Source organism: Bradyrhizobium sp. AZCC 1721, from assembly GCF_036924715.1.
Lineage (GTDB): Bacteria > Pseudomonadota > Alphaproteobacteria > Rhizobiales > Xanthobacteraceae > Bradyrhizobium.
In genome coordinates this window covers 782,693-795,583 of sequence record NZ_JAZHSB010000001.1, presented here as the reverse complement: position 1 = coordinate 795,583, position 12,891 = coordinate 782,693, and the positions used below count along the sequence as shown (strand labels likewise).

Sequence of the window (12,891 nt, the reverse complement as noted above, 5' to 3'; positions counted from 1 at the left end):
CTTATCCGGTTCGCGATGTCCTAGGGAGTGACCAGGCCAGCAAATATCCCGACAGCCATTGCGACATAAACGACGCCGGGGATGGTGGCGGCCTTGATCTCTCGCCCCTTGTCACTGCTTGGCGAGTTGTTCCCCCATCAAGCGATGTAGCAGATTGATTCCCTTCAGCGGACGCACCATCACCTTGAAGTGCGTGATCTTACCGTCATCGCTGAAGGTGATGATGTCGACGCCGTTGATCTTGATACCCTCGATCACGTTTTCGAATTCGAGGACCGCGCCGTGCGGGCTGCGCCATTCGCCTGTGTATTTGAAGCCGGGGCCGCCCAGCACCTTCGCGGCGCTCGCCAGATATTTGAAGGTGATGTCGCGCCCGCGCTGCGGCGTATGGACGACCGGGCTTTCGAACACCGCATCCGGGTGCAACAGATCCCATAGCGCCGCCGTGTCATGGGACTTCATGTAGCCGTACCACTTGTCGAGGCCGCTCATGGTCATCATGTCTCCTATCCGGGCGATGACGGGCTGGCGCCGGGGAATGGCTTCTCCGGAGCTTATGCGAGTTGACGCATATGCAACTTTATGCATAATGTCAAATCACATGAAAGCCGGAGGCCGGCGTCTTGGCGCTTGGTGACGCGATCCTTGCCTGTCTGACCGAACGTCCGATGACGGGATATGAACTCGCCAAGACGTTCGACAACTCGATCGGGTTTTTCTGGAAGGCCGACCACCAGCAGATCTACCGGGAACTCACAAAGCTTCGCGACCGCGGCCACATCCAGGGCCGCGAGGTGGTGCAGTCCGGCAAGCCGAACAAGCTGGTCTATACCCTCACACCGGAGGGGCGCACCGCGCTTCGGCACTGGGCCGCGCGGCCGAGCGTTCCGGCTTCGATCAAGGACGACCTCCTGGTGCGGCTCTACGCGCTCGACAGTGTCGACATCGAACCGTTGCGCACCGATCTGATGGCGCGGCTGGAACACCACCGCGACCGCTTCGCCCGCTACGAACGCCTGCTCAACAAGCGATTTCCTGACGGCAAGGCGCCCCCGGCCGATGTCGGCAAATTGCTGGGACTTCGCATTGGCCTCGCCCACGAGCGCGCCGTGGCCGAATGGTGCGAAGAGGCGGTCGAAGCATTGTCGGCCCTGTCTCCCGGCGTGGAACGGACGAACGTCGTGCCGATGGACGACATCAAGCGCGAAACCAACGGCTAACGCCGGCCGATTTGGCCGGCCGGTAACTTTTGGGGCCGACCGCCCCATTCCTTAACCCCTTCTTTACCGTAACGCGGAAAAGTCGGTTCCGAGGCAGGCGACCCGCGCGAAAATACGATTGTCTCTTCAGTGGGACGCGCGGGGAGGCTGATGGCGCGGGTGGGGCGCCGTAGCGGAACCGGACGAGAGCATGAATTCGCGCGTATCGTGGAGTGTTGACGGCATCGATCCATCGGTGCGCGACAGGGCCGAGGCGGCTGCGCGCCGCGCCGGCATGTCGCTGAACGAATGGCTGAATTCCACCATCGGCGAACCGGCCCCGCCCAGTTTCGGCGCGCCCTCCGGTCAGCGGCCGGCGACGCCGGGCCGCCAGATCCCCGACGTGGCCGACATTCACCAGCGGCTGGATTCGATCACAAAGCAGATCGAGCAGATTTCGCGGCCTGCAGTCCGCGGCGAAGCCGCTCATGGCGAGCCGACGGTGGCGCGCCAACTCAACGAGGCCATTTCGCGCCTCGACGCGCGGCTGTCGCAGATTTCGAATCCCGTGCCGGCTCGTCAGGTCCAGATGCAGGAAAGGCAGCGCCAGACCGATTTGGTCGAGCGTGCCGCGGCCCAGGTCTATCGCCCGGCGCCGCCGCTTAGCCCGGCCTCGATGGATTTTGCGATCGCCGAAATCGCCGCGCGCCAGAACGAACTCGATACTCCGACGCCGCGCCAGATGCCGCCGCGCAATGCCGCGCCGACGACCCCTGCCGCCCAGCCCCATTCTGCGCAGCCCAAATCTGTGCAGCCAGTGACGCATGCCGCGCCTGCGGGACCGGACTTTTCTTCGCTCGAACGGCACCTGATCAAGATCACGAGCCAGATCGAGGCACTGCAGCGTCCCGATCATATCGAACAGTCGATCGCGGCGTTCCGCAGCGAGCTTGCCGAAATCCGTCAGGCCATCACCGAGGCGGTGCCGCGCCGGGAGATCGAATCGCTCGAGAACGAAATCCGCTCGCTGTCCCGCCGCATCGACGATAGCCGCTATAACGGCACCGACGGCCAGATGCTGGCCAACATCGAGCGCGCCCTTAGCGAAATCCGCGAAGCGTTGCGCTCGCTGACGCCGGCCGAGCAGCTCACCGGCTATGACGAGGCGATCCACAATCTCGGCGCCAAGCTCGACCTGATCCTGCGCGCGAACGACGATCCGTCGACGGTGCAACAGCTCGAAAGCGCGATCGCGGCGCTGCGCGGGATCGTCTCCAACGTCGCCTCCAACGACGCGCTGGCCCGGCTCGCCGACGACGTGCACACGCTGTCGGCCAAGGTCGACCAGCTTTCCCGCTTTGACGGCAACAGCGATGCCTTCGGCATTCTCGAACAGCGCCTGGCCGCGCTGACCTCGACGCTAGAATCCCGACAGCCGCCGGCCGCAAGCGAGAATTCGGAATATGTCGAGAACGCGCTGCGCTCGCTGTCGGAGCGGCTCGACCGCATTCCGGCCGGCGACGACAATGCGTCGGCGTTTGCCCATCTCGAACAACGCGTCTCGTATCTCCTGGAGCGCCTGGAAGCCTCCAACGATCGTTCCGCCGCCGCACCCGCCATCGACCTCGGACGGGTCGAGGAAGGCCTGCACGACATTCTGCGTTCTCTCGAACGCCAGCACGCCAGCCTGGTCGCGCTCGCCGAATCCAACCGCAACTCCGGCGGTGCATCGCAGCCGACGGACTCCGGCATCGTCGATCTGGTCAAGCGCGAACTATCCGATATCCGCTTCAGCCAGTCGGAAACCGACCGCCGCACGCAGGACTCGCTGGAGACCGTTCACAACACGCTCGGCCATGTGGTCGATCGCCTGTCGATGATCGAAGGCGATCTGCGCGGGGCTCGCGGTGCGCCGGCGACCTCCGCCTCTCCGCCTGCAACGGCCGAAACGCGCGAGGAAGCGCCCCGCCCGACCACGCCGCTGATGACCTATCCGCAGCAAACGAAGCCGGAATTGCCCAACCCTGCCGCGATGCAGGGGAATGCTCCGGAGCCCTTTGCCGCCGCCCCGCGCGAATTCCACGCCGTGCAGCCAGTCGCGCCGGTCGCGCCGCCACTACCGCCGCGGGCCATCAGCGAAATTCTGGAGCCGCATGCCGCCGCACCGCGCGCCGCGATCGCGCCTGAATTGCCGCCGGATCACCCGCTCGAGCCCGGCACGCGGCCGCCGCCGCGCGTCGCTTCGCCATCGGAACGGATAGCCGCTTCCGAAAACGCGATCAGCGAGATTGCTTCCGCACCGAAGGAGCCGGTCAGCTCATCGAGCTTCATTGCCGCCGCGCGCCGCGCCGCGCAGGCCGCAGCCGCCGCGCCCCCGCCCGAGAAAGCCGGACGTTCGGCTGCGAAGGTCGCATCGAAGGACAAGGGCGGCGACAAGGCCAAGGCCGGCGACAAGAACGCGCCGAACATTTCCTCCAAGATCCGCTCGCTGCTGGTCGGCGCGAGCGTGGTCGTGATCGTGCTCGGCACCTTCAAGATGGCGATGACGCTGCTGGATACCGGCAGCGTGCTGCAACTGCCGATGATGGAGCAGCCCAGAGAGCCGGCCCCACCGGCGCGGGCCCCCGCCCCCTCGGAGAGCAGCGCCAGGCCCGCACCCGCAATCCCCGCGCCGCAGGCGCCCTCGATGATCTCGCCGACGCCGGTCGAGAAGCAGTCGAACAATTCTTCGGCGCCGAACACGCTGGACAGCGCGCGGGTCGCAGCTCCGCCGCAGGCCATGGCATCCCCGGTTATGGCCAGCGATATCACCGGCGCGATCCAGGCGATGCCGGCCAGCGGCGCCAAGCTTGCGATGATCGCGGTGCCGTCGAGCGAGCGGTTGCCCGATGGTATCGGCGGGCCGGTGCTGCGCGCCGCCGCGCTGAAGGGCGACCCTGCCGCGGCTTACGAGGTCGGTGTGCGCTTTGCCGAAGGCAAGGGCGTCGCCCCGAACCTCGACGAGGCCGCCAAATGGTACGACCGCGCGGCGCAGGCCGGCGTGGTGCCCGCACTGTTCCGGCTCGGCACCTTCTACGAGAAGGGCATGAGCGTGAAGAAGGACCTGGATATCGCGCGGCGTTACTACCTGCAGGCGGCCGAGCGCGGCAGCGCCAAGGCGATGCATAATCTGGCCGTGCTCGACGCCGATGGCGGCGGCAAGGGTGCCAATTACAAGAGCGCGTCGATCTGGTTCCGCAAGGCCGCCGATCGCGGCGTCGCCGACAGCCAGTTCAACCTCGGCATCCTCTATGCCCGCGGCATCGGCGTCGAGCAGAACCTCGCCGAATCCTTCAAATGGTTCAGCCTCGCAGCCGCCCAGGGCGATGCCGATGCCGGCCGCAAGCGCGACGATGTTGCCAAGCGCCTCGACGCCCAGTCGCTGGCAGCGGCCAAGCTTGCAATCCAGACCTTCACCGTGGAGCCACAGCCCGACGAGGCCGTTAACGTGGCGTCACCCGCCGGCGGCTGGGATTCGCCGCCCGCACCTGCCACGGGCAAGCCCGCCGCCAAACCGGCTGCGACGACCAAGCGCACCGCCGCCGTTCACTAGAGCCATTTCGGTTCTGATTGAAGCAGAACCGGGCTCTAGGTTTTTGTTTTGACGCGTTTTCTTGACGCGAACCGGTGTCCACTTCGCTCGAAAACGGTCTAAGCGCCTGCCGGCATTGCCGCCATATCCTCGGCCATAAATTCGTATTAGTGCTTCTGGTCAGCCTGATCTTGAACGGATCCGGCTCGCAAAGAGGATCGATTGTCAGCCGACGACAGCCAGAACGGGGAAAATCGCCTCCGCCGCTCGCCGACGGGCCCTGCGGTTGCGCCACCGCGCCTCCCGCCCGGTCAGGCGCCGGCGCCGCCCGCCCCGGCCACCCCGGCGCCAATGGCAGTTTTGGACGGTGGCGATCTTCATCCTGCTGGTTGCCGGCGTCTGCATTCGCGCCTACCGGGACCTGTCGCAACCGGAGGCTTGGCACTACTGGAAGGACCAGTATGTCTCGCCAAGCCTGACATCCCAGGTGATCGATACGCTCCACCTCGACGGTTCGAGCCGGGGGCGCCGCGCCCTGTTCGTCAGCGGCACGATCGGCCCCGCCGCGGCGAGCTGGTTTCGCAGTAGGCTGGACCAGGCCAACCTCGCACCCGGTGACATCGTATTGTTGGCCTCCCCCGGCGGTGATTTGAACCAGGCCGTGATCATGGGTGAGATCATCCGGTCACGGGGGCTAGCGACCGCGGTAGGCGCCGCCGACGCTGCGGGCCGCATCAAGCCCGGTTACTGCGCCAGCGCCTGCGTGCTGGCCTATGCCGGCGGCAAGGCCCGCTACGGCGTATTGGGCTCGGCATTGGGCGTTCATCGGTTTGTCACGACCAAGCCCCTGAGCGATCCCGTCGCAGAGGCCCAGCGGATATCAGGCGCGGTGTTGGGCTACATGACCAAAATGGGGGTTTCATCCTCGATCGTGGAAGCGATGTCCGAGACCAGGGACATTCGCTGGCTCAGCCCCAAGCAGGCGCTGGCGATGAACCTCGTCACCGACCAGCTCGGAAAGCCCTGAGCCGGCCGAGTGCCGACCCCCACGAACAGACTGGCTTTCCGGATTTTGTAACAGCGTTTCAACGTGCTGAGACACGCGCACGTACGGCAAAAATTTGCCTTGCCGGGCATTTTTAGTCCCTCACGCTGCCGAATTCAGTTATGCAAAGGCGCGGGAACCGGCCCTGCGCACGCAAAGGTGCATGCGCGAACCGGATTTCCACTGCCGGCAAACACACAAATACAAGAGAAACCATGCCCTGAACGGCTCCTCGGCCGTCTCTTGCGGCAAAGCTACAAAAGCAGACGCGCGTGCAGCTCTACCTCCCGATCGCCGACATTCCGGTCAATGTTTTCCTCATCCTGGCGATGGGCGCGGCGGTCGGGTTCGTCTCCGGCATGTTCGGGATCGGCGGCGGCTTCCTGATGACGCCGCTGTTGATCTTCGTCGGCATTGCGCCCGCGGTCGCGGTCGCCTCGGTCGCCAGCCACATCGCGGCGTCCTCGTTCTCCGGCGCGATCTCCTACTGGCGGCGGCGCGCCATCGATCCGGTCCTGGCGGTGGTGCTGCTGAGCGGCGGCAGTTTGGGCACGGCGCTAGGGGTCTGGACCTTCACGCTGCTGCGCTCGCTCGGTCAGCTCGATCTCATGATCGCGACGTCTTACGTGATCCTGCTGACCACCGTCGGCGGCCTGATGTTCTGGGAAGGCCTGCGGGCGCTGCTCAGGGCCCGCCGCGGCGGTCCGGTCACCACGCGCCGCCCGGGCAGCCATGTCTGGATTCACGGCCTGCCGTTGAAGATGCGCTTCAAGCGCTCGAAAATCTATCTGTCCGTCATTCCGGTCGTCGTGATCGGCCTGGTCATTGGCTTCATCGGTGCCGTGATGGGGATCGGCGGCGGTTTCATCCTGGTGCCGCTGCTGATCTATGTGCTGCGGGTGCCGACCTCGACCGTGATCGGCACCTCAATGGTGCTCACCCTGGTCACGATGGTGTTCGCCACCATGCTGCATGCCGTGACCAATCATCTGGTCGATGCGGTGCTGGCGCTGATCCTGATGGTCGGCGGCGTCACCGGCGCCCAGTTCGGCGCCCGCGCGGGGCAGAAAATCCGCGGCGAGCATTTGCGGCTGCTGCTCGGGCTACTGGTTCTCGCCGTGGGCATTCGTTTCGCCGTTGAACTGGTGATCCGGCCCGAGGATCTCTTCACCGTCCGGGAAACGGGAGTGACGGGATGACCGCACGCCTGGCCCGCACGCTCGGATGGCTTGCGCTGGCCGCGGTGCTTGCGGCGTCGCCGGTTCGGGCGGAACGGCTAATCGTTTCGGTATCGAACCATCGCGTCACCGTGACGCCGAACTATTCCGGCGAGGAGCTGGTGCTGTTCGGTTCGGTCGAGAAGGACGCCAGCACGCCGGCCAATCGCACCTACGATCTCGTGGTGACGGTTGCCGGCCCGCGCGCCGACATGGTGACGCGCCGCAAGGAGCGCCGGTTCGGGATCTGGATCAACACCGACTCCCGGCAGTTTCTCCAGGTGCCGACCTATCTGGCGCTGTTTTCCAACCGCCCGTTCGACGCCATCGCCTCGCCCGAGGTGCAGCGGCGGCAGCAGCTCGGGCTGAACAACGTGCTGCTCACCCAGCGCGTCGGGCCCGACTACGCCGACGTCGTGCCGGACGATGCGTTCCGCAGCGCCTTCGTGCGGCTGCGCAAGCAGCATGGCCTTTATCGCGAGGAGACCTCGGCGGTGACATTCCTGACGCCGACGCTGTTCCGCACCGGCATTCCGCTGCCTGCGGAGGTGCCGATCGGTCTCTATAATGTCGAGATCAAGCTGTTCGCCGAAGGCGCGCTGGTGGCCAAGACCGACACTGCGTTCGAAATCGTGAAAGTCGGCTTTGAACAGTTCGTCGCGACGACCGCGCGCCAGAACGGGTTTGTCTATGGGCTCGTCACGGCGTTCATGGCGCTGATGACGGGATGGATGGCATCGATCGTGTTCCGGAAGGATTGAGGCGTCAATGCGTAGGACGGGTATCGCTTCCGCCTACGCTCGTTGAGCTACGGCGGACAAGTCGAGCTACGGCGGACAAGTCGTTCCACCTATCCTACGATCTCCCGGCAAAAAACCCCATTCCCATCGCGACGACGCTGAGCAGCATCGCCGCAGTGGACAGCCATCCCAGCCAATAGAGTGGCCCCTTGATGACGTAGCGGTCCATCACGTCCCTGCGGCGGGCCATGAGCATCAGCAGCACCATCACCGGCACGGCGAGCACGCCGTTGATGACCGCGCTCCAGTACAGCGCCGAGATCGGATTGATCGGCGTGAAGTTCAACGCGATACCTATGCCAGCCGAGAGCGCCAGCACTGCGTAGAACGCGGCGGCGGCCTTGGGCCTGCGCGCGAGCCCGACCGGCCATCGCCGTCCCTCCCCGACCGCATAGGCGGCGGCGCCGGCGAGCACCGGAATTGCCAGCAGGCCTGTGCCAACGATACCGAGCGCAAAAATCGTTTCAGCGAACGCGCCGGCGATCGGACGCAGGGCTTCGGCCGCGTCCGCCGAGCTCTGGATATCGGTCTTGCCGGCCGCATGCAGCGTCGCCGCGGCGGTTACGATGATCGACAATGCGATCAGGTTGGAGAACGCCATGCCGACGATGGTGTCGGCGCGAATGCGATTGAATTCCTTCTGGGCGCCGTAATGCTTTTCGACCAGCGGCCGCTTCGCCTTGTCGACGCGCTGGTCCTCGGCTTCCTGCGAGGCTTGCCAGAAGAACAGATAGGGCGAGATCGTGGTGCCAAGAATGGCGACGATGGTTGTGAAATATTCCAGGCTCCAGGCCGGGCGCGGAATGAGAATGCCGGCGAGCGCCTCGCCCCACGGAACCTTGGCAAAGGCGAGCGCGGCGACATAGGCAAACAGGCTGAGCGTCAGCCATTTGAGCGCCAACACGTAACGCCTGTAGTCGAGGAAGATCTGCGCCGCGACCGAGGTCACGCCGAACAACAACACATAGAAAATGCTGTGGCCGCCGATTAGCAGTTTGGTGGCGTCCGCCATGGCGCCGAGATCGGCGCCGATGTTGATGGTGTTGGCAATGAACAGCAGCGCCACCACTACATTGAGCAGCCAAGGCGAATAATGCCGGCCCGCGTTGCCTGCGATACCATGCCCAGTGACGCGGCCGACGCGCGCGGAGATTTCCTGGATCGCCGCCATCAGCGGAAACGTCAGCAGCATGGTCCAGCCGATGCCGTAACCGAGCTGTGCGCCTGCCTGACTATAGGTGCCGATTCCCGACGGATCGTCGTCGGACGCGCCAGTGATCAGGCCCGGCCCGAGTGCTCTCAGCGCATCACGGAAGCGAAACGAACGATGTGCCTTGGCCTGCGCTGCCGGTTTGTTGTTTCCGGTTCCCGTATGCGCGTGGCGCTTCCGATGCGACTTGTTGCGAACTGACATGCCAAGGGTCCAGCCCCGGCGACAACGAACCTGACTGGAACAGGTTCCAGACCACGAGCTTGTCCGTTGCCTTCTGGTGGTCCGTCACGCAGCGCCTAGCGGCTCGATAACCGTCGCTACGCCCGGCTCCAGAATTCGCAACCGCGGTCCAAAACCCAGGGTGTCGAAGGTGGCGCGCAGATCGTCCGCACTCTGGCGGAAATGCTTCCAGCCTTCCGTATGTACGGGCACGATCACCGCATCCGGGAATGCGCGCGCGGTCTCGATCGTATCGTTGGTGTCCATCGTGATGTGGAAGGGGCCGCGGGTTTGCGCCGCGCCCGCGAACGGCAGCACCACGCCGGCCTTGAACCGCTTCGCCACTTCGGCAACGCCGTCGTACCAGACGGTGTCGCCACTGATGTAGATCGGACGGCTGCCCGGCTTGCTCGACGAAACCACGAAGCCGATCACGTCGCCCGCGAGCGGCTCGATTCCCGCCGGGCCGTGACGCGCGGGCGTCGCGGTGATGGTCAGCGAATGACCGTTATTGCCGGTCAATTCGGTCGACGCCCACGGCGCAAAGCCTTCGGCATGGCCGCCGAGCCGCTTTGCGCCAACCTCCGTCGTCAGCACGCGCTTGGCGGATTTGAGAAAATCGCGCCCGGAATGGTCAAGATTGTCCGAATGCTGGTCGTGGCTGAGCAGCACGGCATCGACCTCGCCGACATCATGCGCGCTAACGGCGGGACCGACCAGCTTTTCCAGTTTTACATGCGGCAGTTGATAGGCACCGGGCTCGTCGAACGTCGGATCAGTCAGCAGCCGGAAGCCGTCGAGTTCAATGAGCGCCGTCGGGCCGCCGATCAGGGTGATGGTAACTGTCATTGAGTTGCTCCTTACGAAGATTGAACTGCAGCCGCAGCGGGACGTGTCACCAGATAAATGCCGAGCGCTACGGGAACGATGCCAAGCAGGTCGCGCAACTCCATGTGCTCGCCGAGTACGAGGAAGGCGAACAGCATGCCGAGCGGCGGCATCAGGAAGTGATAGGCGCTCGCGGCCGTCGCGCCGCAGACCTTCAAGAGGTGAAACCAGAGCAGGTAAGCCAGGATCGATCCGCCGAGCACGAGGAAAGCGAACGCGCCGGCGAGCCGCGCGCTCGGCACGATGTCACTGAGGCTGGAAAGCGAGAACGCAAACGGCAGCAGCACGACGCCCGCGGCGAGATTCTGCACGCCATTGCCGACCCAGAGACTCCCTTTCGGCGCCAGCACCTTGAACAGGATGGTGCCGAGGACGATCGAGGCCAGCGAGGCCAGCGTGAACAGGATGCCGTGAAAGCTGTCCGTGCCGACCGACATGCGGTGCCAGACGATGAAGGCGACGCCGGAGATGCCGAGCAAAAGTCCCGCCACCTTGCGCCAGGTCAGCGCCTCGCCGAGAAACAATGCCGCAAGCACAGCAGTGAAAACCGGATTGGCGCTGACAATCAGGCCGCCGAGGCCGGCCGATACCGTCTGCAGCCCGGTATAACCGAGACCAAGATAGAGCGCGTTGTTTGCGACGCCGAGGATGGCGAAGATTCCGGCGTCGCGCCAGGTCAGCGAGGACCATGCCTCGCCGCGCAGCGCCGTGATGCCGAGGATCAGGACTCCCGCGAGCGAAAATCGCGCTGTGAGCAGGATCAGCGGCGGACAGTCGGTGACGCCGACCTTGCCGGCGACGAAAGCAAAGCTCCAGAGCAGACAGAACAGGCCGATATAGAGCGGTAACAGATTGAAGCCGGCGCGAGGGACCGCGACCGAAGGGGCGAGCGACATGGATAGTCTCCTTCACCCCTGATCTAGGGCCGCGCCTTGATATTTGGAAATTAAATGATAAACTGATGATCAGTGGATTTATAAATGGAGCATTCACATGCTCGATCTCGAACTGCTGCGCAGCTTCGTCTCCGTGGTCGATGCCGGCGGCTTCACCCGCGCCGGCGAGCGCGTCCACCGCACGCAATCGACCGTCAGCCAGCAGATCAAGCGGCTGGAAGACGATGTCGGCCAGCCGCTGTTGAACCGCAACGGCAAGGACGTGACGCCGACGGAGGCCGGCGAGCGGCTGTTGTCCTACGCGCGGCGGCTATTGTCGCTCGCCGAGGAAGCCCGCGACGTGGTGGCCCGGCCGGAAAGCGAAGGCGCGATCAAGCTCGGCATCCCCGAGGATTTCGCCGCCTATCGTCTTGCCAAGTTGCTGGCGACGTTTTCGCGCTCGCGCCCGGGCCTGCGGCTCGATGTGCGCGCCGACCAGAGCACGTATCTCAGGCGCGACATCGAACGCGGCGATCTCGATCTGGCGCTGCTCAAGCGCGACGCCGGCGAGAAAGGCGCGATCGCGGTGTGGCCGGAGAAGGTGCATTGGGTCACCAGCAAAACCCATCCGATCGATATCGACGCTGGCTCGGTGCCGCTGATCGGCTTTCCTGCCGGCTGCCTCTATCGTGCGCGCGCGATCCATGCGCTGGAAAGCGCGGGGCGATCCTGGCACATGGCCTATACTTCTTCCGGCCTTGCCGGCATCCAGGCCGCAGTCGCTGCCGGATTGGGATTGAGCATTCTCTCCGACATCGCGATCCAGGCCGGCCATCGCGTGCTCACGGCGAAGGACGGCTTTGCGCCGATCGACAAGACCGAACTGGCGCTGGTGGCCTCGCCCGACGCCAGCCCCGCAACGCTGCGGCTCGCCGACCGCCTCGCCGAGTTCTGCGACAGCGTCGACGCGAAGGCGGCGTAGAGCAGCACGGGAGGTGCGCTCCCTCTCCCGCTTGCGGGGGAGGGCCGGGGTGGGGGTGGTGCCGCATAACAGATGTTCGAATTCCGGGAGAGACCCCCACCCGCCGCGCTCTTCGAGCGCGTCGACCTAAGAGCGAGCTTCGCTCGTCTCGACCCCGCAAGCGGGAGAGGTAAGAAACGCCCCGCATCAAATGCTCAATAACACCTTGACGCGGCAATCGCGTGCACACGGTTGTCGCCGAGCACATGCGCCATCAGGCCTGGCGTCGGAAAAATCTTCGCAAACGCGGGATCGCGGATGCTCAGGCCCCCGGTATAGGCGCCGAAAGCGGGCATCACCGCGCGCTCGCCGTCACTGGCAAAGCACCTCCGTTCCATCGATCTCCCCCTTGTGGCGACGCGCGCCTTGGGATGCAGATGGCCGGCGATTTCACCCGCCGCCCCCGTCGGCTCATGGCGGAACACGATCGGCCCGATCGCGACTTCGTTCGCCACAGTGCCGCCGAGGTCGGGCGGCAGCGCCGGATCGTGGTTGCCCGAGATCCAGATCCAGTCGCGCCGCGCCTGCATTGCCGAGAGCGCGTCGCGATCCGGCGCCGACAGCCGCCGATGCGCGTCGCGATCGTGAAAACTGTCGCCGAGCGCAATCACCATGCGCGGGTCGTGCCGCGCGATCACGGCGGCGAGCCGGCTCAGCGTCGCCACGGTATCGTAAGGCGGCAGCAGCACGCCGCGCGCGGCGAAGCTGGAGCCTTTTTCCAGATGCAGGTCGGAGACGACGAGCAGGCGCTGCTCCTGCCATAACAGCGCGCCGGAGAGGTCGGCGCGGAACGTCACGTCGGCAACCATGACCTTCGAGGCGCGCATCTGTTGATCGTCTCCC

At 65.1% G+C, this 12,891-nt stretch carries 11 protein-coding genes; 6 read left to right on the top strand and 5 right to left on the bottom strand.

Features of this window, described 5'->3' with window-relative positions; genetic code table 11:
• Positions 1–111: 111 nt before the first annotated feature.
• Positions 112–498, bottom strand: a complete 387-nt coding sequence (locus tag V1273_RS03790; RefSeq protein ID WP_334369125.1) for a nuclear transport factor 2 family protein — start codon at positions 496–498, stop codon at positions 112–114.
• A 125-nt stretch (positions 499–623) separates the two neighbouring features.
• Here V1273_RS03790 and V1273_RS03785 point away from each other — a divergent pair, with 125 nt between their 5' ends.
• From V1273_RS03785 to V1273_RS03765, 5 genes are all read left to right on the top strand, one after another.
• Positions 624–1,220 carry a PadR family transcriptional regulator gene (locus V1273_RS03785; protein ID WP_334408767.1) on the top strand — a complete coding sequence of 199 codons (597 nt, stop codon included), beginning with the start codon at positions 624–626 and terminating at the stop codon, positions 1,218–1,220.
• 190 nt (positions 1,221–1,410) lie between these two features.
• Positions 1,411–4,791, top strand: coding sequence for a hypothetical protein (locus V1273_RS03780; protein ID WP_334408766.1), 3,381 nt, complete (start codon positions 1,411–1,413; stop codon positions 4,789–4,791).
• A 346-nt stretch (positions 4,792–5,137) separates the two neighbouring features.
• Positions 5,138–5,797: a hypothetical protein gene (locus V1273_RS03775; RefSeq protein WP_334408765.1), complete on the top strand. Its 660-nt coding sequence runs from the start codon at positions 5,138–5,140 to the stop codon at positions 5,795–5,797.
• A gap of 290 nt (positions 5,798–6,087) precedes the next feature.
• Positions 6,088–7,014 (top strand): sulfite exporter TauE/SafE family protein, encoded by a 927-nt coding sequence (locus tag V1273_RS03770; RefSeq protein ID WP_334366346.1) that lies wholly within the window; start codon positions 6,088–6,090, stop codon positions 7,012–7,014.
• On the top strand, positions 7,011–7,793 hold the full coding sequence (locus V1273_RS03765) for a TIGR02186 family protein (RefSeq protein WP_057846220.1): 783 nt from the start codon (positions 7,011–7,013) through the stop codon (positions 7,791–7,793). The genes V1273_RS03770 and V1273_RS03765 overlap by 4 nt, the downstream gene beginning before the upstream one ends.
• Positions 7,794–7,887: 94 nt before the next feature.
• On the opposite strand, the gene V1273_RS03760 is transcribed toward V1273_RS03765, so the two are convergent.
• The 3 genes from V1273_RS03760 to V1273_RS03750 form a co-directional block, all read right to left on the bottom strand.
• Positions 7,888–9,246 (bottom strand): NRAMP family divalent metal transporter, encoded by a 1,359-nt coding sequence (locus tag V1273_RS03760; RefSeq protein ID WP_334408764.1) that lies wholly within the window; start codon positions 9,244–9,246, stop codon positions 7,888–7,890.
• 84 nt (positions 9,247–9,330) lie between these two features.
• Positions 9,331–10,113, bottom strand: a complete 783-nt coding sequence (locus V1273_RS03755; RefSeq protein WP_334383907.1) for an MBL fold metallo-hydrolase — start codon at positions 10,111–10,113, stop codon at positions 9,331–9,333.
• An 11-nt stretch (positions 10,114–10,124) separates the two neighbouring features.
• Positions 10,125–11,048 (bottom strand): DMT family transporter, encoded by a 924-nt coding sequence (locus V1273_RS03750; protein WP_334408763.1) that lies wholly within the window; start codon positions 11,046–11,048, stop codon positions 10,125–10,127.
• A 97-nt stretch (positions 11,049–11,145) separates the two neighbouring features.
• Between V1273_RS03750 and V1273_RS03745 the strand changes: the two genes are divergently transcribed.
• Positions 11,146–12,009 (top strand): LysR family transcriptional regulator, encoded by an 864-nt coding sequence (locus V1273_RS03745; protein ID WP_334408762.1) that lies wholly within the window; start codon positions 11,146–11,148, stop codon positions 12,007–12,009.
• 194 nt (positions 12,010–12,203) lie between these two features.
• On the opposite strand, the gene pdeM is transcribed toward V1273_RS03745, so the two are convergent.
• Positions 12,204–12,875 carry a ligase-associated DNA damage response endonuclease PdeM gene (pdeM, locus tag V1273_RS03740; protein ID WP_334408760.1) on the bottom strand — a complete coding sequence of 224 codons (672 nt, stop codon included), beginning with the start codon at positions 12,873–12,875 and terminating at the stop codon, positions 12,204–12,206.
• Between the last annotated feature and the right edge of the window lie 16 nt (positions 12,876–12,891).

What these genes read in the sequence shown, in the direction of transcription:
- V1273_RS03790 (WP_334369125.1), bottom strand. Translation starts at nt 498, where the DNA reads ATGACCATGAGCGGCCTCGACAAGTGGTACGGCTACATGAAGTCCCAT.
- V1273_RS03780 (WP_334408766.1), top strand. Translation starts at nt 1,411, where the DNA reads ATGAATTCGCGCGTATCGTGGAGTGTTGACGGCATCGATCCATCGGTG.
- V1273_RS03765 (WP_057846220.1), top strand. Translation starts at nt 7,011, where the DNA reads ATGACCGCACGCCTGGCCCGCACGCTCGGATGGCTTGCGCTGGCCGCG.
- V1273_RS03760 (WP_334408764.1), bottom strand. Translation starts at nt 9,246, where the DNA reads ATGTCAGTTCGCAACAAGTCGCATCGGAAGCGCCACGCGCATACGGGA.
- V1273_RS03755 (WP_334383907.1), bottom strand. Translation starts at nt 10,113, where the DNA reads ATGACAGTTACCATCACCCTGATCGGCGGCCCGACGGCGCTCATTGAA.
- V1273_RS03750 (WP_334408763.1), bottom strand. Translation starts at nt 11,048, where the DNA reads ATGTCGCTCGCCCCTTCGGTCGCGGTCCCTCGCGCCGGCTTCAATCTG.
- V1273_RS03745 (WP_334408762.1), top strand. Translation starts at nt 11,146, where the DNA reads ATGCTCGATCTCGAACTGCTGCGCAGCTTCGTCTCCGTGGTCGATGCC.
- pdeM (WP_334408760.1), bottom strand. Translation starts at nt 12,875, where the DNA reads ATGCGCGCCTCGAAGGTCATGGTTGCCGACGTGACGTTCCGCGCCGAC.